This window comes from Lentzea guizhouensis (assembly GCF_001701025.1).
Taxonomy (GTDB): Bacteria; Actinomycetota; Actinomycetes; order Mycobacteriales; family Pseudonocardiaceae; genus Lentzea; species Lentzea guizhouensis.
On record NZ_CP016793.1, the window covers coordinates 6,959,679 to 6,977,944 of the forward strand.

The window sequence follows — 18,266 nt, forward strand, 5'->3', positions numbered from 1 at the left end:
TTGGCTCGTGGAGGCATCAAAGTAGAATGCTATAGCAAAATCGTCAAGCAATAGCTTATCTGTTTGCCGTAGTATCGGCGCTCGTGACCGACCCCCAGTCCGACACGCTCGCCGGCCGGGCCTACCGCTCGGTCCACCAGGCCATCACCGCAGGTGAGCTCGCCCCCGGCGAGAAGATCACCGAACGTGGCCTCGCCGAACGCCTGGCGATGAGCCCCACCCCGGTCCGCGAGGCCATCCGCCGCCTCGAACAGGACGGCCTCATCCAGCGCACCGGCCCGCGCACGGTCGTCGTCGCTGACATCGGCACCACCGCCGTCGAGGACCTGGCCGAGGTGGAGATCGCCCTGCGCGGCCTCATCGCCCGCTTCGCCGCCCGCCACGCCACCCCGCCCCAGCTCGACGCCCTCGACGCACTACTGGACGAGGCCGACGACCTGCTGATCGTCATCAAGCAACGCGACGCCGACGGCCGCGAGGTCGACAAGCACCTCAACGCCCTGCTCGACACCATGCAACGCTTCAACGACGCGATCGCGGCCTGCGCGGGCAACGCGGTCCTGGTCCGGCTGCTGGAGCAGACGAGGGTCTTCACCCGCGCCGAACGCCGCACGCTCATGGTCGAACGGGTGCTCGCTGACCACCAGTACGGCCTCCAGCGCTACTCGGGACACCGCGCGCTGGTGCGGGCGCTGCGTGCGGGCGACTCGGTGCTGGCGGAGCGGATCACGATCGAGGACGTTCGGGGCGGCCTCGCCGACCTGCGCCGCGCGCCAGGCGGGGTGGCGACGACGGGTCAGCCGGGCTGAGCGCGCCTCGGGCGGAACGTCCCGGCTCGGCGTGGCTTGGTGACGGCGGGTGGGGTGTCGTGGCCGCGGCGGCTCGGGCGGTCCTAGCTGAGCGTGGTTTGGTGACGGCGGGTGGGGTGTCGTGGCTGCCGCGGCTTGGGCCTAACGTCCCGGCTCAGCGTGGCTCGGTGACCACAGGGAGGAGCCTCCTGGGCCGCCGCGGCTTGGGCGGACCGTCCCGACTCGGCGTGGCTCGGTGACCGCAGGGGTGGAGTCTCCTGGGCCGCCGCGGCTGGCGGTGGCGGGTGGGGTGCCTTGGCCGCGGCGACTTGGGCGGACCGTCCCGGCTCAGCGTGGCTCGGTGACCGCAGGGGTGGAGTCTCCTGGGCCGCCGCGGCTGGCGGTGGGGTGGGTGCCTTGGCCGCCGCGGCTTGGGCGGAACATCCCGGCTCGCGGCTCGGTGACCGCGGGGTGGAGTCCCCAGCCCGGCGCGGCTCGGCGAAGCCCGGCCCGGGGTCAGCTCTCCGGTCGGCCTGGCGCCGCCACAACGACCTCCGTCGCCGGATCGTGCGCCAGCTCAGGCGTCCCGGCCACCACGACCGTCGCCTTCACCCACGGCCGCTCACGCTCCAGGAACGGCAGCTCCTCCGCCAGCCACGCCGCCACGTGCCGCCGCTGCTCCGGCGAGTCGCCATCGCGCGCCACCAGCCGCCGTTCCTGCTCGTCGAGGTCCCCCTGCACCCAGATCGTGGCGTCCAGCCACGGTTCCAGCGCCGCGCGCACCACCCCGGTGCCTTCGACCCACACGACCGGAGCGCCGGCAGGCACCTCGATCGCGCCCGGCCGCCCGCGCGCGACCCACGCCTGCGGCCGGAACGCCACCGCCCGGCCCGTGTGCAGTGGCCGCAGCACCTCGTCCACCAGCAGCGGTGCCCAGTCGAAGTACGCGTGGTGCCAGGCGACGTCATCGGTGTGCACCACGTGCGACGGGCAGACCCGCCGCAGCCGTTCGACCAGTGTGGACTTGCCGGCACCACCGCGCCCGTCGACCCCGACGACCAGCGGGCGCCCGGACACGCCGGGCGCCGCCGCACGAAGCCGCGAGACGAGCGAGGTCAGCGGTACGACGCGCCAGCCGGTCGCCTCGACCTCACCCGGCCGCAGGCGCATCCTCGACTGCCTTCTCGGACGGACGGGGCTGCCCAACAGCCCTGTTCAGGTCCACGTCGAGCACGCCCCGCGTCCGCGCCGCGTGCTCGTGCCAGCCGCGCTGGTCCCGCCGGAACACCGGGAACACGAACGTCCCGACCACCACGAGTGCGACCACGACCAGGTCGAACCTGCCCACGCCGAGCCACGGCGACACCACCGTCGCGTACGCCACCAGGCCGGTCACGCCGAGCAGCTCCCGCAGCGCGATCTGGGCGGGGTTCGCGCGCGAGCCGTCCCACTTCCTGGTCCGGTACCGCATCAGCCAGCTGCCCGGGGTCACCCCTCCGGTGGCCGCCGGCAGCACGACCCGCAACCCGACCAGGACCGCGACGGCCCAGCGCGGGTCCGGCAGCGCCAGCTTCGCGAGCAGCACGACCGGCAGCAGGTCGACGACCAGCGCGACGAACCTGCGCGGCACGGTCACCGTGCCGGCCGGGGCGGTCGCGTCGTCGGAGTGCGGCACCGTCGGCACCACCAGGGCGGCGGGTGCGAGCATCCAGCCCACCAGCGCGCCGGCGGTGTTGGAGATCAGGTCGTCGACGTCGGAGATCCGGTACGGGCACGGGTAGTAGCCGAAGTTGCCGGTGTACTGGACCACCTCGACGGCCAGCGAGATGCCCATGCCGATGGCGATGACGGCGAGCGGGCCGCGCCGGTAGGCCTTGCGCAGCACGATGCCCAACGGCACGAACAGCACGAGGTTGAACATCTGCTGCATGAACACCTGCGACGTCACCATCGCCACGACGCCCGAACTCCCGTTCGCCGCCATGTTGTTGGTCATGTCGGTGACCCATTGGAACGGCACCAGCGACAGCATCTGCTCGCCCTGGCACACCTGGGACCGGTCGGCCGGGAAGGGCAGGAAGATCAACGCCAACGCGACGAGCCCGTAAGCCAGAAGTCCGTACAGCACAAAAGCGCGCCGGGGTTCGATTCGCCCGAAACGCCAGTAATGCAACAAAACCAGGGGAGCGAGCACCAACAAACCGATGCCCACGAACGCCGTGAAACCCGTTCGAGCGGTCTCCCAGTACGACGCAATCATTTGTTCTTCACCGCTCCGGGTCGGTCAGCACACTGAGTGCTCTCCAGTGCCCGTTGGCGATGCATCTTCAAACCACTTCCGGAGAACATCCGTCCGACGGCCGCACCCGGTGCGGCCGATCAGTCGGCGGTACCGTCCACTCCGGAACTCAGCCGGCGGTGCGCCCGCTGTGCCCGGCGGCCAGGGCCTGGTCCACGTCCGGGTACAGCTCCAGGACCTGCTCCAACCCGGACGCCTCGATCGGGCGCAGCACGATCCGATGAGCCGCCACGACCCGGAACGGCACCCGCGCGGACCTGGCCTGACGCTGCCGCACGAGCAGTTCGTTGAGCCCGGCGGAACCGAAGAACGTGACGCCGGACAGGTCGGCCACGACGGGGAACGGCGACGTCGCCATCGCGAGCGCGACCTCGAGCTCGTTGCTGAGCTGCGCAACGGAGTCCTGGTCCAGCTCACCGAAGGCGCGCACGACGACGGCAAGGCCGTCGACCTCGCGCTGGACGTGCAACGGGCAGTGGAAGGTGTTGGGCATTGCGGGTGCCTCCTCGCTCGTCCCGACCTGAAGTCGGAGGTGGGGACGCAGCTGCAGGCTCAACCGCTCACGGTGAACTGTAGTCCAGGTTTCGGTGAATGCACACCGAGCGCGTTTTCGATCACCATGTGGGAGCGTCACACCGGCGTTCTGGCCGCCGCCGCTCCGCCCTTCTGCCGCCGTTTGCGGTCGAGGAACCACATCACCGGCGACGCCGACAGCCCGTGCACCACGACCGACCCGATGATCACCAACCCGGCGATCCGCCAGATCGTGTCGTGGTCGGCGAAGTTCCCCTTGTGCAACGCGTAGGTGACGTAGAACAGCGACCCGACGCCCCGCACGCCGAAGAACGCGATCACGGTCCGCTCCCGCGCCCCGGTCTTGCCGCGCAGCAACCCGATCCACCCCGCCAGCGGCCGGATCACGAGCAGGACCACCGCCGCGACCGCGATCTCCTGCCACCGCAGGCCCGCGAGCAACCCGCTGACCGCCGCGCCACCGAGCAGGAACACGATCAGCACCGTGAGCATCCGCTCGGCCTGCTCGACGTACCGGTGCAGCACCTGGTGGTAGCCGTGGTGCCGTTCCCCCGCCCTGATCGTGCAGGCGCAGACGAACACCGCCACGAACCCGTAGCCCTCGGCCAGCTCCGTGACCCCGTAGGCGAGGAACGTCGCCGCGAGCGCCACGAACCCCTCCGCGTGCTCGGCCAGGCGGAACTTCTCCGACGGCGCCGAGAAGAACAGCTTCCCCAGCAACCACCCCACGCCGACCCCGATCGCCAGCCCGCAGGCGAGCCGCCACAGCACGTCCAGCGCGAGCCACTCCCCGAGCCACTGCGACGGCGCGGCCCCGGCGATGCTGATGGCGATGGCGGCGTAGGTGAACGGAAACGCCAGCCCGTCGTTGAGCCCGGCCTCCGACGTCAACGCGAACCGCGCCTCGTCCTCGTCCTCGTCGGGGTTCTCGGCGGGTTCGGCGACCTGCACCTCGCTGGCGAGCACGGGGTCGGTCGGCGCGAGCGCCGCCGCCAGCAGCACCGACGAGGCCACCCCCAGCCCCAGCGCACCCCATCCCAGCAGCCCGACCGCGAGCATCGACAACGGCATCGTGATCGCGAGCAACCGCCAGGTCGTCGCCCAGCCGCGCAGGCTGACCACCCGGTTGAGCGCGAGCCCGGCGCCCATCAGCGAGATGATCACGCAGATCTCGGTGAGGTGCAGCAGCACGCTCGCGTGCTCGTCGGGATCGGGGTTCGGCAGCGTGTCGAGCACCGAGAACGTCAGCGCGCCCGCGCCGAGAAACAGCATCGGCATGGAGATCGGGACACGCGCGAGCAGCCGGGGGAGCAACGCGGCGGCGAGCGTCGCCAGCCCCGCGCCGGTGTAGAGCAGGGAGCTCGGGTCCACTGTGCGCCATCCGTTCGCTGAAAGGCACCTGGTACCCGGACGGGTGAACCGCAAACCTGGCGCGGCCCGTGCCAAGATCTCCGCGTGAGGCCGGACGTCACCGCCGCGACCTGGGCGGACGAGCAGGTCGCCCGCAGCAGCGTGGCCGCCGCCTACCTGGACCACCGCGAGTCCGCCGCGGACGTCACCGCCGCGACCTGGGCGGACGAGCAGGTCGCCCGCGTCCGCGACGACCCGGCCGGTCGCCTGGCGTTGATGGAACGCTGCTACCACGGCCCGCTCGGCACCGCGCCTCGGCACCTGCCGTTCCGTCGCGCGGCGCGGTCGTTCATGCGCTGGCAGCTCCGCGGGCGCGGCCGGCGTTCGGCGACCGCCCCGGCAGTCCGTGGTGGCGCGCGGTCAACGAACGCATCCTGCGCGACGGCTGTGAGGCGGTGGCACTGAGCGGCGGGCTGGCCGGTCCGCCCTCGTCGACCGCGGCGGGCACTGGTTCGACTTCGCCCGCAACCCCACCGCGCAGGCCTGGTACCGGGCCCACAACAGCAGCGTGGCCGCCGCCTACCTGGACCACCGCGAGTCCGCCGAGGCGGAGAACGAGCCCGAGCGCTTCTTCCTGAACGTCGTTCTCGCCGCGTCCTCTTCACCCACGCCCTGGTCGCCGCACCTCGCCTCGCGGCCGGCTGGCTGCACCGCCTCGCGCCCCACCTCGGCGACCCGCGGCTCGGCATGACCGGCATGTTCCTGCAGCTCTCCCGCGTGCTGCCGGACCAGTACCCGCTGCGCGACACCGTGCAGTCCTACCTGGCCGAGGAACACGGGATCGGCAGAGTGATCGACTTCGGCCTGATCGTGCCGAGGCTGCAGCAGCTCTACGAGTGGTCCGCGCACGAGCTCGAAGCGCCGGGCCTGCTTCGCTTCATCGACGACGGCGCCCCCACCTACGCGTGGCCGCGCGAACAGCGCCACGTGTGGGCGCCACCGCGCTCACCCCTCATCTCGGCCGTGCACCGGCTCCTCAGCTGACCCGAGAGCCGCGTGCACCGTGATTCCCCTGAGAGGAAGGAAACTCAGGCCGCCAGCGCGGGTCCGAGCAGCAGGCCGCCGTCCACCACGAACTCCGCGCCCGTCGTGAACGACGCCTCGTCCGAGGTCAGGTGCAGCAGCAGTGCGGTGATCTCCGCCGGTTCCGCCAGGCGCGGGATCGCGTACCCGGCGGGGGAGAAGAGGTCGCCGATCGCGGGCTGCCCCGGCGCGACGGGCTCGGTGATGAACGGCGTCGACACGACACCGGGGTGGATGGAGTTGACCCTGATCCGGTCGCGGCCCAGCTCCAGCGCGGCGGTCCTGGTGAGCCCGCGCAACGCCCACTTGCTCGCCGCGTAGGCCGCGTAGTACGGCGAGCCGACGTTGGCCATCGTGGAGGCGATGGTGGTGATCGACCCGCCTCCGCCACGCCTGATCGACGGTGCCACGTGCTTGATGCCGAGGAACTGGCCGGTCAGGTTGACGTCGATCGTCCGCTGCCAGACGGCGAGGCCGGTGTCCTCGATCAACGCGGCGGGGTGCTGCACACCGGCGTTGTTGACCAGGACGGAGATCGGCCCGAACCGCTCCTCCGCCGCACCGACCGCGCCGGCCCACGCCTGCTCGTCGGTGACGTCTAGCCGCACGGACAGGGCGCGCTCGCCCAGCTCGGCCGCGAGCTCGTCGCCGTTGCGGGCCGCGACCACGACGTTCGCGCCCTCGGCGTGGTAGCCGAGCACGTGGCTCCTGCCCATGCCACCGGTCGCCCCGGTGACGAACACGGTCTTGCCCTGGAAACGCATCGCTGACCTCCGAGAGTGGTGAGTCGAGTGACTCGCCTCGGAACGGTAGGCCGTGCCGCGATGGTGAGTCAAGTGACTCACCTCATGGCATACTGGCAGCGTGCCGACCTACCACCAGCGCCTGGCCGAGCAGAAGCGGACGGCGATCGTCGACGCCGCGACCGCGCTGTTCCTGGAGTCCGGCTACGACAAGACCTCGCTGGCACGCATCGCCGACGCCGCCGAGGTGTCGAAGGCGACGCTGTTCAAGCAGTTCCCGACGAAGGCGGAGCTCTTCGACGCGATCGTCACGGACTACTGGCGCACCGAGGACGGCGCGCTCACCCCACCGCCCGGCGATCCCGCCGCGGGCCTGACGGTGCTGGGCAACCGGTACGTGGCGCTGCTGACCAGGCCGGGCATGGTCGCGCTGTTCCGGATCGTGATCGCCGAGGCGCCGCGGTTCCCCGAGCTCGGGCAGACCCAGGAGGTGTCGAAGGCGACGCTGTTCAAGCAGTTCCCGACGAAGGCGGAGCTCTTCGACGCGATCGTCACGGACTACTGGCGCACCGAGGACGGCGCGCTCACCCCACCGCCCGGCGATCCCGCCGCGGGCCTGACGGTGCTGGGCAACCGGTACGTGGCGCTGCTGACCAGGCCGGGCATGGTCGCGCTGTTCCGGATCGTGATCGCCGAGGCGCCGCGGTTCCCCGAGCTCGGGCAGACCCAGTTCAAGCTGGGCAAGCAGCCGTTCTTCGACGCCGTGCGCGACTACCTGGCCGCCGAGTCGCAGGCGGGCACGCTGGTGGTCGACGACCCGGTGTCGGCCGCCACCCAGTTCCTCGGGATGATCTCGAACTTCGCGTTCTGGCCCCGGATGCTGCTGGTGAACTGGGCGCCGACCGAGAAGGCGATGGCGAAGTCGGTGGACGAGGCCGTGCGGACGGTCCTGGCCCGGTACGCCAAGGTCTAGCGGCTCGTCGCGGACCCGTGCGGGCCCGCGACGAGCCCGGGTTCACAGCGCGCCGATCGCCTCGCACGCCTTGCGCACGCCCTCGCCGTACGCGGGATCCGCCTGGCCGCAGTGGAAGATGTGCTTCTCGACGGTCTCCTTGCGCGCACCCTTGATCGCCCGCGCGGTGTTGTCGAACAGCCGCTGCTGCTCCTCGCCGCTCATCAACCGGAACAGGTCGCCCGGCTGCTCGAAGTAGTTGTCGTCGTCCTCGCGGAAGTCGAACCGGTCCGCCGTGGCGCCGACGGCCTGGCGCGGCTCGGCGTAGGCGGGCTGCTCCGCCCAGCGCCCGAAGTTGTTCGGCTGGATGCCGGGCACGCCGCCCTGGTTGCCGTCGACCCGCATCGCGCCGTCGCGGTGGTAGCTGTTCACCAGGCGGGCGCCGGTGGGGTGGTTGACCGGGATCTGGTGGTGGTTCACGCCGAGCCGGTAGCGGGCGGCGTCGCCGTAGGAGAAGAGCCTGCCCTGCAACATCTTGTCGGGGCTGAGCGAGATGCCGGGCACGACGTTGGCCGGGGTGAACGCGACCTGCTCGACGTCGGCGAAGTAGTTGTCCGGGTTGCGGTCCAGGCGCAGCTCGCCCGCCTCGACCAGCGGGTAGTCCTTCTTGCTCCACACCTTGGTGAGGTCGAAGGGGTGGAAGCGGTAGCTCGCGGCGTCGGCCTCCGGCATGAGTTGGAGGTAGAGCTTCCACGTTGGGAACTGGCCGCGTTCGATCGAGTCGTAGAGGTCGCGCTGGTGCGACTCGCGGTCGCGGCCGATCAACTGCCCGGCCTGTTCGTCGGTGAGGTTCTCGATGCCCTGCTGGGTGCGGAAGTGGAACTTGACCCAGTGCCGCACGCCGTCGGCGTTGACCATGCTGTAGGTGTGCGAGCCGAAGCCGTGCATGTGCCGGTAGGAACGCGGGATGCCGCGGTCGCTCATCACGATCGTCACCTGGTGCAGCGCTTCCGGGAGGTTCGTCCAGAAACCCCAGTTGTTCTCGGGGTCGCGCATGTTGGTCCGCGGGTCGCGCTTCACGGCGTGGGCGAGGTCGGGGAACTTCAACGGGTCGCGGAAGAAGAAGGCCGGCGTGTTGTTGCCGACCACGTCCCAGTTGCCCTCGCCGGTGTAGAAGCGGGTCGCGAAACCGCGGATGTCCCGCTCGGCGTCGGCCGCGCCGCGCTCGCCGGCCACCGTCGAGAACCGCACGAACGTCTCGCACTGGTTGCCGACCGAGCTGAACAGCGCGGCACTGGTGTACGCGGTGAGGTCGGCGGTGACGGTGAACGTGCCGAACGCGCCGGAACCCTTGGCGTGCATGCGCCGTTCGGGGATGACCTCGCGGTCGAAGTGGGCGAGCTTCTCCAGCAGCCACAGGTCCTGCAGCAGCACCGGGCCGCGGGGACCGGCGGTGAGGCTGTTCTGGTTGTCGGCGACGGGGGCGCCGGCGGCCGTGGTGAGCGGGGTGGTGTTGTCTTGGAACGACATCAGGTGAACCTTCTCCGATCAGGGACTCTGCACACCGGGCCGGCACGCGGGACACAGGCCCCGGTGCACGACCTCGGTCTCGTCGACGCGGAAACCGTGCGCCTGCGGGAACTCCGGTGGAGTTCCGGCACGCTCGACGTCGGCCACCGCGCCGCAGTCGCGGCACACCACGTGGTCGTGGTCGTGCCCGCGCAGCTCGAAGCGGGCGGGCGCACCGGTTTCCAGGCGGCGCACCAGCTTGGCCTCGGTCAGCGCCGTCAGCACGTCGTAGAGCGCTTGGGTGGACACGGATCCGATGTCCTCGCGGACGATCCGGCCCAGCTGGTCGACGTCGGCGTGCGGGTGGCTTTCCAGTGCCACCAGCACGGCGATCCGTTGTTTCGTGACCCTCAGCGAGGCGCCGCGCAACGTGGCGATCAGGTCGTCAGCGGGCAAAGCGATCTCCTCGGGGGCGCTGGGCCGACTACTGAGTCCAACTAGTTAGGACTCCTAGCGACACTGTGCCATGCTGTGCGCGCTCGGGACAAGTAGTCCGGATCAGTTCAAGAAAACAGGGAGCCGATGACCGACGCACGCGTGACGGTCGTGTCCACCGGTGCCGTGCGGCAGTTGCCGTGGCACGGCCGGGACGTCGCCACCGCCATCGCGAAGACGCCCACGCCGGAGCCGGTCGAGGTAGGACTGCTCGGTCTCGCCGGTGACGAGCAGGGCGACCGGGAGAACCACGGCGGGCCGGACAAGGCGGTGCTGCTCTACCCCGGTGAGCACTACGCGGCGTGGGCGCAGGAGGTCGGTGAGCTCCCGATACCTGGGTTCGGCGAGAACCTGACCACCTCGGGGTTGCTGGAGACCGACGTCGTGCTCGGTGCGGTCTACGAGATCGGAACCGTTGTGCTGCAGGTGTCCCAGCCGCGCCGGCCCTGCTACAAGCTCGCCGCGCACCACGGGATCGGCGACATGGCCGTGCGCACGCAACGCACCGGCCGCACCGGTTTCTACTGCCGGGTGCTGCGGCCGGGACAGCTGGTCCGCGGCGCCGGGGTGGTGCTGGTGACCAGGCCGTCGCACGGGATCACCGCGGCCGAGGTGCACCGCGTGGTCAACCTCGACCGCGACGACCTGGACGGCGCGCGGCGGTTGCTCGACCACGCCGGTGTGCTGCCGCAGTCGTGGGCGAAGATGCTGCACCGGCGGTTGGACGGGCGGCTCGACTCACAGGTGGAGCGCCTGCACGGCTGACCTCAGATGGTGCGCTGCTTGCGCTTGCCCGCCGGCGTGCCCGCGGTTTCGTGCTCGAGGCAGTCCACGCGCAAAGCGGTCAACGGCAACGGCACGCGCAGCAGGTGGCAGTGGTGCGGCGCGGCCGGGTCCGGGTGCTCGTCACGGCCGAAGAACCGGCAGGTCGTGCACGTGCGAGCCACGCTCACGACGCCCGCGCGCTGCAGGTCCGCGATCACCCGCAGCAGCGTGTGCAGGGTGGTCGCCCGGTCCGCGTCCGGCAGCGCGGCGAGCGCTGCCGTGAGTGGATCGTCCCAAGAGGACAACTGAGTCGCGACCTCAAGACCGGCGACGGTGAGCGTCAGCGACCGCCTGCGCCCGTCCGCGCCGGGGGAGCGGGACACGAGTCCCTTGCGCTCCAACGCGGTCACCGCGTCGGACATCGTCGGCGTGGTGACGTCGAACTCCTGTGCCAGCGCGGCCACCTCGCGCCGTGCCTGCGGCTGCTGGGCCAGTGCCAGCACGGCCTGCTGCTGCAACGGCGACAACCCGTGCTCACGCGCGGTGCGCTGCGCCAGTGACCGCATGCCGTGCCCGATCCGCTCGAGCGCGTCGGCCAGCCGTCGGTCGAGCCCGGCCGTGCCGTCGATGTGAGTCATGCGCTCCACCTCATGATTAGGGCTTTCCCGGCGATCGTACGGGTGTTCCGCACATCCTCCGCGATGAGACCTGGGTCACGTGTGGGAAGAAGTAGGTAGGACTCCTACCTTGTTTGTGGCAGTGTGGTCGACACACGGCCCGCCGCATCGCGAAGGAACCCGACATGACGTCTCCCGAACCCGTACCGGGCTACACCCACGACGACCCCGGCCTGCCGCCGTCCCCCGTCACCGCCGCAGATCTGGAGCTGTTGCTCGCGACCGTCCTCTTCGGACCTGAAGACCAGGCGGCGCTGCGCACGGCCGGTGAGGTCCTCAGTGGACAGATCGAGCAGGTCCTCGACGTCTGGTACGGCTTCGTCGGCTCGCACCCGCACCTCGTCGCGTACTTCTCCACCTCCGACGGCGTGCCGATCGCCGACTACCTGGCACGCGTGCGCGCCCGGTTCGCCCGCTGGATCGTCGACACCTGCACCCGCCCGTACGACGAGCGCTGGCTGGCCTACCAGCAGGAGATCGCCCTGCGGCATACCGAGCCGAGGAAGAACCAGACCGACCACGCCGACTCGGTGCCGCACATTCCGCTGCGCTACCTGGTCGCGTTCATCTACCCGATCACCGCGACCATCCGCCCGTTCCTCGCCGCCGGCGGCCACCCCGAGGCCGAGGTCGACGCCATGCACCAGGCCTGGTTCAAGGCCGTCACCCTGCAGGTCGCGTTGTGGTCGCAGCCCTACGCCGGACGTGCCTGGTGAGCCTCCCGCTGTCCCCGGCCTCCGGCCTGCTGACGCCCGCGCCGCCCTGGGAGACGGCGGAGTGGTTCAACAGCGAACCGCTCGACCTCGCCCAGCTGCACGGCCGCGTGGTGGTGCTGGAGGCGTTCCAGATGCTCTGCCCCGGCTGCGTGTCGCACGCACTGCCGCAAGCCGTCCGGTTGACGAGGGCGTTCGGCGACGACCTGGCCGTCATCGGCCTGCACACCGTGTTCGAACACCACGAGGCCATGACCCCGGTGAGCCTCAAAGCGTTCCTGCACGAGTACCGCATCCCGTTCCCGGTCGGCGTCGACGCCGTGCGCAGCGACCACCCCGCACCGGTCACCTTCAGCCGCTACCGCATGCAGGGCACGCCCACCACGGTCCTCATCGACCGCGACGGCGTGCTGCGCGGCCAGAAACTCGGCCAGGTCGACGACATGGCGCTCGCCTCCGCGGTGACCCGCCTGCTCGACGGAGCCGTCCCACCCGCCGTCCGTGCCACTGACGGCGCCGTCCCACCCGCCGTCTGCGCCATCGACGGCACCTGCACCTGAAACCCCGAATCGACTAGGAGAACCTGATGTCACGCATCGAACTCACCAACCCCGACCAGATCACCGACGAGCGCGCCGAGACCCTCGCCCAGATCAAGGGCGCCTTCGGCGTGGTCCCCAACATGTTCCGCGCCGTCGCCAACTCCCCGGCCGCCCTGCAGAGCATGTGGGCCCAGTTCGGCGCCCTCGGCAGCGGCAAGCTCGGCGCCAAGCTGGGCGAGATGGTCGCCGTGGCCGTCGCCGACCGCAACCGCTGCGACTACTGCCTGTCCGCGCACACCATGCTCGGCAAGAAGGCGGGCGCGACGAGCGAGGAGATGTCCGCCGCGCAGAGCGGCGTCTCCGACGACCCCCGTGCGGCCGCCGTGCTCACGCTGGCCGTCGCGCTGGTCGACAAGCGCGGGCAGATCGAGGACGCCGACGTGCAGGCGGCGCGCGATGCCGGGCTGAGCCAGGAGGAGATCGTGGAGACGGTGGCGCACGTGGCGTTGAACGTGTTCACCAACTACATCAACGTGGCGCTGGACGTGCCGGTGGACTTCACCCGCGTGAAGCTGACCCGCTGAGCGGCCGGTGGTCGTGCCGAGGTGAGCCCGGCGCGACCACCGCGTGCCACCGGGGGAGTCGTGCCAGGCTCCCCCGGCCCAGCCTCACGGGTGCAGCCCCGGTCCGTGCTCCGCCATCGGAGCGATCGGCGTCGGGCTCAGCGCCGTGTCGTCCTCACCCTCCTCCAGCAGCGTCGCCGCCGCCCCCACCACGCGCCCGTCCGGCGTCCCGACCACGTCGAAGTCCTTGTCGATGTAGTCGAACCGCGCGAGCACGCTGCGCATCGCCTCGATCCGGGCGCGCTTCTTGTCGTTGCTCTTCACCACCGTCCACGGCGCGATCTCGGTGTCGGTGGCGCGGAACATCGCGACCTTCGCCTCGGTGTAGTCGTCCCAGCGGTCCAGCGACTTGATGTCGTTGGGGCTGAGCTTCCACTGGCGCACCGGGTCGACCTGGCGGATGACGAACCGGGTGCGCTGTTCCTTGCGGGAGACCGAGAACCAGAGCTTGACCAGCAGCACGCCGTCCTCGACGAGCATCCGTTCGAACTCCGGGGCCTGCTTCATGAACAGGTCGTACTCCTCCTGCGTGCAGTAGCCCATCACGTGTTCGACGACGGCGCGGTTGTACCAGGAGCGGTCGAACAGGACTATCTCGCCGGCGGTGGGCAGGCGGCGGACGTAGCGCTGGAAGTACCACTCGCCGCGTTCGCGTTCGGTGGGTTTGGTCAGTGCCACGGTCCTGGCGCCGCGCGGGTCGAGGTTCTCGGTGAACCGCTTGATCGTGCCGCCCTTGCCGGCGGCGTCGCGGCCCTCGAACAGGATCACCATGCGCTGGCCGGTCTCGTCCAGCCAGTACTGCAGCTTGAGGAGCTCGATCTGCAGCAGGCGCTTGAGGCGTTCGTACTCGTGGCGGGACATCCGTTCGGTGAACGGGTAGTTCTCCTGCCAGGTCATCACCTCGCGGCCGTCCGCGTCGCGCAGGATCGGCTCGTCGTCGTCAGGGAACTCGGCGGTGTACCCCTCGACCAGCAGGTCAGCCGAATCGACAGTCACGTCGGTCACGAAACCGTACATACCCGGCGGATCGCCGCTGGAAACCGGCATGGTCGGGGCACCGCCGGCAACCCGCAACCGGGGGCTCGGCCGAAAGTACTAGATCGCAACTCGTTGTCTCGCAACCACTTCCGTTGCGCCATACGGTCTGATCATGACTACTGCAACGGGTAGGACCACGCCGCCGCGCACCGTGATCGCCGCGTTCATGGGATTCCTCGTGTCGAGTGTGTTCGCGGTGGCGTCGATCGGTGTCCTGGTGGGAACGCACGACGATCTCGTCGAGACCCTGCGGGCGACGCAGCCGTCGTGGACCGAGGAGCAGCTGCAGGCCGCGGCCACCACGAGCCAGGTCGTCGTGGCGGGGATCGCGCTGGTGATCGCGCTGGTGCAGCTGTGGCTCGCGTTCAAGCTCCGGTCGGGCCGCAACTGGGCGCGGGTGCTGCTGGCCGTGTTCACGGTGTTCCAGGTGGGGTCGTTGTTCATCGGTGAGGGAGAGGCGACGCTGCCCGCTTACGGTGGTGCGGTCGTGGCGGCGCTGGCGGTGGTGGCCAGCTACCTGCCGGCGTCCAACGCCTACTTCGACTCGGTGCGCAGGGCGGGGTAGTGGAATCGGCACGCGGCAGAATGCCGGTATGACCGCAGGTGTGCCGCCGGCGCGGCGGAGCGTGTTCGTGGCCGAGGTCGTCGCGCTGCTCGTGGCCACGGCCGTGGACGCCGCGCTGGCGGTGCGCTCGGGCACTCCGCGGGGAGTGGCCGGGCCGTTGCTCACGATGGTGCTGCCGTACGCGGGGACGGCGTCGGCGGTGCTGGCGGTGTTGCGGCGGAGGTTTCCGCGGCAGGTCGAACTGCTCGGCGGCTCGGTCGTGGCGCTGTCCCTGCTCGGCACGGCGACCGCCGGCTGACGCCGGGCAGCCGGTCGTGACCGAGACGCTAGCCCTGTTGCTGGTGGCCGCCGCGGGGCCGGCGGTTGCCGCGGTGCGGGCGGCGGTGCTCGCCGTCGCCGCCTGTGCCGCAGTGGTGCTCGCGCCGATCGTGCGGTACGGCCTCGACTACCCGGCGGCGCTGGTCCCGGTGGCCGCGCTGGCGTGGGGCGCGGCGGTGGCGCTGGGGCTGATCCTCCGGGACGCGGACGCCCGGCACCGCCGCGAGCTGGAACGCATCCGCACCGAGGACAGGCTGCAGCTCGCGAGGGACCTGCACGACCTGGTTGCGCACCACGTCACCGGGATCGTGGTGCGCACCCGTGCGGCGCAGGCGCTGGCCGAACAGCGCTGACCGACACGAGCCTGACCGCGCGCCGAGCCGCTGCCCGCCGAGCCTGGTGCTGGGGGACGTGGTGCGCGCGGCGAGCCAGGGCGTCTCGGTGCGCGTCGACCCCGACGTGGACGGCCTGCGGTTGCCGGCCCAGGTTTCCGTTGCGCTGCACCGGGTTCTGCTGGAGGCGCTGACCAACACCCGGCGGCACGCGCAGGCCTCGGACGTGCGGGTGACCGCCCGGTCCGACGGCGACGACCTGGTGCTGCGGATCGACAACGACGGTGTGCTCGGCGAAGCCGCCTGCGGCGGGCACGGCATCATCGGCATGACAGAACGGATGGCGGCGTTGGGCGGCGAGCTGACCGCGGGTCCACACGGGAACGACGGCTGGCGGGTCACCGCGCGCATGCCCCTCGACGCCGACCTGCCAGGGGGCATCTGATGACGATCCGGGTGCTGATCGCCGACGACCAGACCCTCGTCCGCACCGGCTTCCGGCTGATCCTCGACGCCGAGCCGGGCATCGAGGTGATCAGCGAGGCCGCCGACGGCGAGGCGGCGGTGCGGATGGCGAGGCAGCTGCGCCCCGACGTGACGCTGATGGACATCCGCATGCCGAAGCTCGACGGCCTGCGCGCGACCCGGCTGCTGGCCGGTCCGGACGTCCCCGATCCGTTGCGGGTGCTGGTCGTCACCACCTACGACGTCGACGAGAAACGTCTACGCGGCGCTGCTCGCCGGTGCCTGCGGGTTCCTGCTGAAGGACGCCCGGCCGCGGCTGCTGGTGGAGGCGGTGCACGCCGCGGTCAGGGGAGAGGCGCTGGTGTCACCCGCGGTGACCGTGCGCCTGCTCGCCCACTTCACCGCAGGCGGTGGCCGGGAGAGGCAGCCGGACACCCCGCTGACCGGTCGTGAGCTCGAGGTCGCGCTGGCCGTGGCGCGCGGCTCGACCAACGCAGAGATCGCCGACCGCCTCACCGTCTCGCTGTCGACGGTGAAGTCGCACCTCACGAACGTCCAGGCCAAGCTCGGCGCCCGCAACCGCACCGAGATCGCGATCTGGGCGTGGCGCAACGGTCTGCTCAGGTGACCGCGCGCACCACCACGGTCCCGGCGACCATGTCCCCGAGCCGCTGGTGACGCGGTGTCACCGCGATCAGCACCGCCCCGACCAGCCCCAGGAACATCCCGTCCACCACCATCAGCAACCACCGCACGGAGTAGTCCCGCAACGACGGCTCACCACCGCGGACCTTCGTGATCCGCAACCCGAGCCACCGCATCGCCGGCGTCGCCCCGCCGTGCCGGTGCGGGTACCAGATCTCGACCCACAGCGTCCCGAGCAGCGCGACCGCCGCCACCACCACCATGGGCACGATGGTGAACGCCTCCGGGGTGAGCCCGAGCTTGATGAGCCCCACCGCCAGGAACAGGCCGGGCACCAGGCTCAGCACGGCCGCGACGACGAGCAGGACGAACTCGATGACGTGCTGCCAGTACCGGCGGAGGACGACCCCGCGGGCATCAGCGTCGGAGATCACCCGAAGATGATGCCAGGGCCCGCGGTCACCCGTTCGAGCGGTCGTCGGCGGCCGCGGTCTGCGTCAGCACGGCCACCGTCTCCTCCAGCCCGCGCTGCACCTCGTCGCCCTTCGCCTCCCGCACGCTGTGCAGGCTCACCGTGATCCGCGACCGCCCCGGCGCCACCTCCTCGATCTGAAGCTCACCGTGGTAGTCGTCCGGCCCTTCGGCACCCCACTCCAACCGCCGCCGCCCGGCGTCCGGCCGCACCCACGCCTCACCCTCGACGTGGTGCCCGTGCACCTCGGCCTCGACGTGCACCTGCTCGCCGCCCTCGGGCTCGGCGGCGGTCATCTGCGGGAAGTAGCGGGGGAGGTTCCTGGGCTCGGCCAGGAACTGGAACAGCGTGTCGGCCGGGATGTCGGCCTCCGCGGTGTGCGTGTAGGTGGTCATGGGAGCGGGGGTACCCGGTGGCGCGCCGGTCCGAACGAGGTGGTCGGTGCGGCTCGGGCAACGCCAGGCGCGGGGTCGTCACCGTCCGACAACGTGAATCACGTTCGAGCGAACCCTCGTCGCTGGATGGTGCGCAAATGGAGCAGTCAGCCGCCGCACCTGGGTACCTCGCGATCGCAGACACCAGCGACACGAGAGGAAGAACGATGATCGATCGGACCCAGCTCGAAGCGCTTTACGACTGCGACGTGATCGACCGCAAGGGCGAGCGGATCGGCTCGGTGAAGCAGGTGTGGCTCGACGACGTCGACGGTGCGCCCACGTGGGCGGAGGTCCACACCGGACTGTTCGGGCTGAAGGAGAGCTTCGTGCCCATCCAGCAGGCGCGGGTGAGCGCGGGGGCGATCACGGTGCCGGTGGACAAGGAGCTGGTCAAGGAGGCGCCGAAGATCGACGTCGACGGGCAGCAGATGACCGACGACCAGCAGCAGGAGCTCTACCGGCACTACGGGATGATCCCGAGCGCCAAGACCGGTGAGCACGACCGGTTGCCCAAGCACGGCCGGCGCGACGACGACAGCATGTCCGTCACGCGCAGCGAGGAGCGGATGGACGTCGGCACCCGCGAGGTCGAGTCGGGGCGGGTGCGGCTGGTCAAGCATGTCGTCACCGAGCAGCGCAACGTGACCGTGCCGGTGTCGCACGAGGAGGTTCGCGTGGTGCGCGAGCCCGTGGAGGGCCAGGCGGCGGGCTCGTTCGAGGACGAGGAGGCCTCGGTGACCCTGCACCGCGAGGAGCCCGTGGTGCAGAAGCGGGCGGAGGCCGTGGAGCGGGTGCGGCTGGAGAAGGAGAACGTCACCGAGCAGCGCCAGGTCAGCGGCGAGGTGCGCAAGGAGCGCGTCGACGTCGAGCGGGACGACGACAGCCGTCGGTGAGAACGCTGGTGTGGGGCCCGCTCGGCAC

25 protein-coding genes and 1 pseudogene are annotated in these 18,266 nt (G+C 70.8%); 15 read left to right on the forward strand and 11 right to left on the reverse strand.

Features of this window, described 5'->3' with window-relative positions; genetic code table 11:
* The first annotated feature begins 83 nt into the window (after positions 1 to 83).
* The gene (locus BBK82_RS33695; RefSeq protein WP_065918591.1) at positions 84 to 809 is read left to right on the forward strand and encodes a GntR family transcriptional regulator; all 726 of its coding nucleotides are present in this window, start codon (positions 84 to 86) and stop codon (positions 807 to 809) included.
* Positions 810 to 1,304: 495 nt separating this feature from the next.
* On the opposite strand, the gene BBK82_RS33700 is transcribed toward BBK82_RS33695, so the two are convergent.
* The 4 genes from BBK82_RS33700 to BBK82_RS33715 all read right to left on the reverse strand — a co-directional run bounded on the left by BBK82_RS33700 (position 1,305) and on the right by BBK82_RS33715 (position 4,992).
* Positions 1,305 to 1,958, reverse strand: coding sequence for a uridine kinase family protein (locus BBK82_RS33700; protein ID WP_065918592.1), 654 nt, complete (start codon positions 1,956 to 1,958; stop codon positions 1,305 to 1,307).
* Entirely contained in the window at positions 1,939 to 2,916 is a 978-nt protein-coding gene (locus BBK82_RS33705) for a VanZ family protein (RefSeq protein WP_065918593.1), read from the reverse strand. Before BBK82_RS33705 ends, BBK82_RS33700 begins: the two co-directional genes overlap by 20 nt.
* Before the next feature lie 280 nt (positions 2,917 to 3,196).
* The gene (locus BBK82_RS33710) at positions 3,197 to 3,580 is read right to left on the reverse strand and encodes an STAS domain-containing protein (protein WP_065918594.1); all 384 of its coding nucleotides are present in this window, start codon (positions 3,578 to 3,580) and stop codon (positions 3,197 to 3,199) included.
* Between the two features lie 137 nt (positions 3,581 to 3,717).
* Positions 3,718 to 4,992, reverse strand: a complete 1,275-nt coding sequence (locus BBK82_RS33715) for a cation:proton antiporter (RefSeq protein WP_065918595.1) — start codon at positions 4,990 to 4,992, stop codon at positions 3,718 to 3,720.
* A gap of 84 nt (positions 4,993 to 5,076) precedes the next feature.
* Between BBK82_RS33715 and BBK82_RS53015 the strand changes: the two genes are divergently transcribed.
* The 3 genes from BBK82_RS53015 (at position 5,077) to BBK82_RS53025 (ending at position 6,015) form a co-directional block, all read left to right on the forward strand.
* Entirely contained in the window at positions 5,077 to 5,436 is a 360-nt protein-coding gene (locus BBK82_RS53015) for a hypothetical protein (protein WP_218920409.1), read from the forward strand.
* Between the two features lie 103 nt (positions 5,437 to 5,539).
* Positions 5,540 to 5,722, forward strand: coding sequence for a hypothetical protein (locus BBK82_RS53020; protein ID WP_218920410.1), 183 nt, complete (start codon positions 5,540 to 5,542; stop codon positions 5,720 to 5,722).
* On the forward strand, positions 5,719 to 6,015 hold the full coding sequence (locus BBK82_RS53025) for a hypothetical protein (RefSeq protein WP_218920411.1): 297 nt from the start codon (positions 5,719 to 5,721) through the stop codon (positions 6,013 to 6,015). Before BBK82_RS53020 ends, BBK82_RS53025 begins: the two co-directional genes overlap by 4 nt.
* A gap of 44 nt (positions 6,016 to 6,059) precedes the next feature.
* Here the strand turns inward: BBK82_RS53025 and BBK82_RS33725 are convergent, their stop codons facing one another.
* A complete protein-coding gene (locus BBK82_RS33725) occupies positions 6,060 to 6,818 on the reverse strand; it encodes an SDR family NAD(P)-dependent oxidoreductase (RefSeq protein ID WP_065918596.1) in 759 nt (252 codons plus the stop codon).
* Positions 6,819 to 6,918: 100 nt separating this feature from the next.
* Between BBK82_RS33725 and BBK82_RS53030 the strand changes: the two genes are divergently transcribed.
* Entirely contained in the window at positions 6,919 to 7,770 is an 852-nt protein-coding gene (locus tag BBK82_RS53030) for a TetR/AcrR family transcriptional regulator (RefSeq protein ID WP_065918597.1), read from the forward strand.
* Positions 7,771 to 7,812: 42 nt separating this feature from the next.
* Here BBK82_RS53030 and BBK82_RS33735 read toward each other — a convergent pair whose 3' ends face one another.
* Positions 7,813 to 9,279, reverse strand: a complete 1,467-nt coding sequence (locus BBK82_RS33735; protein ID WP_065918598.1) for a catalase — start codon at positions 9,277 to 9,279, stop codon at positions 7,813 to 7,815.
* Between the two features lie 18 nt (positions 9,280 to 9,297).
* Positions 9,298 to 9,714, reverse strand: coding sequence for a Fur family transcriptional regulator (locus BBK82_RS33740; protein ID WP_065918599.1), 417 nt, complete (start codon positions 9,712 to 9,714; stop codon positions 9,298 to 9,300).
* Between the two features lie 126 nt (positions 9,715 to 9,840).
* On the opposite strand from BBK82_RS33740, the gene BBK82_RS33745 reads away from it, so the two are divergent.
* A complete protein-coding gene (locus BBK82_RS33745; protein ID WP_065918600.1) occupies positions 9,841 to 10,518 on the forward strand; it encodes an MOSC domain-containing protein in 678 nt (225 codons plus the stop codon).
* Positions 10,519 to 10,520: 2 nt separating this feature from the next.
* Here BBK82_RS33745 and BBK82_RS33750 read toward each other — a convergent pair whose 3' ends face one another.
* Complete coding sequence (locus BBK82_RS33750; RefSeq protein ID WP_065921548.1) at positions 10,521 to 11,156, reverse strand: MarR family winged helix-turn-helix transcriptional regulator; 636 nt, start codon at positions 11,154 to 11,156, stop codon at positions 10,521 to 10,523.
* A gap of 164 nt (positions 11,157 to 11,320) precedes the next feature.
* Here BBK82_RS33750 and BBK82_RS33755 point away from each other — a divergent pair, with 164 nt between their 5' ends.
* From BBK82_RS33755 to BBK82_RS33765, 3 genes are read left to right on the forward strand one after another with little or no spacing between them, the layout of a single operon-like run.
* Positions 11,321 to 11,911 carry a protoglobin domain-containing protein gene (locus BBK82_RS33755; protein WP_065918601.1) on the forward strand — a complete coding sequence of 197 codons (591 nt, stop codon included), beginning with the start codon at positions 11,321 to 11,323 and terminating at the stop codon, positions 11,909 to 11,911.
* Positions 11,908 to 12,468, forward strand: a complete 561-nt coding sequence (locus BBK82_RS33760) for a redoxin domain-containing protein (protein WP_218920412.1) — start codon at positions 11,908 to 11,910, stop codon at positions 12,466 to 12,468. Before BBK82_RS33755 ends, BBK82_RS33760 begins: the two co-directional genes overlap by 4 nt.
* A 26-nt stretch (positions 12,469 to 12,494) precedes the next feature.
* Positions 12,495 to 13,034, forward strand: a complete 540-nt coding sequence (locus BBK82_RS33765; protein WP_065918602.1) for a carboxymuconolactone decarboxylase family protein — start codon at positions 12,495 to 12,497, stop codon at positions 13,032 to 13,034.
* 84 nt (positions 13,035 to 13,118) lie between these two features.
* Here the strand turns inward: BBK82_RS33765 and ppk2 are convergent, their stop codons facing one another.
* Positions 13,119 to 13,970 carry a polyphosphate kinase 2 gene (gene ppk2, locus BBK82_RS33770; protein ID WP_237048455.1) on the reverse strand — a complete coding sequence of 284 codons (852 nt, stop codon included), beginning with the start codon at positions 13,968 to 13,970 and terminating at the stop codon, positions 13,119 to 13,121.
* A gap of 253 nt (positions 13,971 to 14,223) precedes the next feature.
* Here ppk2 and BBK82_RS33775 point away from each other — a divergent pair, with 253 nt between their 5' ends.
* From BBK82_RS33775 to BBK82_RS33785, 5 genes and pseudogenes are all read left to right on the forward strand, one after another.
* Positions 14,224 to 14,676, forward strand: coding sequence for a hypothetical protein (locus BBK82_RS33775; RefSeq protein WP_065918604.1), 453 nt, complete (start codon positions 14,224 to 14,226; stop codon positions 14,674 to 14,676).
* Positions 14,677 to 14,704: 28 nt separating this feature from the next.
* A complete protein-coding gene (locus BBK82_RS51950; RefSeq protein ID WP_083268318.1) occupies positions 14,705 to 14,974 on the forward strand; it encodes a hypothetical protein in 270 nt (89 codons plus the stop codon).
* Between the two features lie 16 nt (positions 14,975 to 14,990).
* Complete coding sequence (locus BBK82_RS51955; RefSeq protein ID WP_083268319.1) at positions 14,991 to 15,347, forward strand: histidine kinase; 357 nt, start codon at positions 14,991 to 14,993, stop codon at positions 15,345 to 15,347.
* Positions 15,316 to 15,771: a sensor histidine kinase gene (locus BBK82_RS49225; protein ID WP_170068009.1), complete on the forward strand. Its 456-nt coding sequence runs from the start codon at positions 15,316 to 15,318 to the stop codon at positions 15,769 to 15,771. The genes BBK82_RS51955 and BBK82_RS49225 overlap by 32 nt, the downstream gene beginning before the upstream one ends.
* Positions 15,771 to 16,419, forward strand: a pseudogene (locus tag BBK82_RS33785) (response regulator). Before BBK82_RS49225 ends, BBK82_RS33785 begins: the two are co-directional and overlap by 1 nt.
* Here BBK82_RS33785 and BBK82_RS33790 read toward each other — a convergent pair.
* Both BBK82_RS33790 and BBK82_RS33795 read right to left on the reverse strand, forming a co-directional pair.
* Complete coding sequence (locus tag BBK82_RS33790) at positions 16,412 to 16,870, reverse strand: RDD family protein (RefSeq protein ID WP_065918605.1); 459 nt, start codon at positions 16,868 to 16,870, stop codon at positions 16,412 to 16,414. The pseudogene BBK82_RS33785 and the gene BBK82_RS33790 sit on opposite strands and share 8 nt — an antisense overlap.
* A gap of 25 nt (positions 16,871 to 16,895) precedes the next feature.
* Entirely contained in the window at positions 16,896 to 17,303 is a 408-nt protein-coding gene (locus tag BBK82_RS33795) for an SRPBCC family protein (protein ID WP_065918606.1), read from the reverse strand.
* Positions 17,304 to 17,509: 206 nt separating this feature from the next.
* On the opposite strand from BBK82_RS33795, the gene BBK82_RS33800 reads away from it, so the two are divergent.
* Entirely contained in the window at positions 17,510 to 18,238 is a 729-nt protein-coding gene (locus BBK82_RS33800; RefSeq protein WP_065918607.1) for a DUF2382 domain-containing protein, read from the forward strand.
* Positions 18,239 to 18,266: the final 28 nt, after the last annotated feature.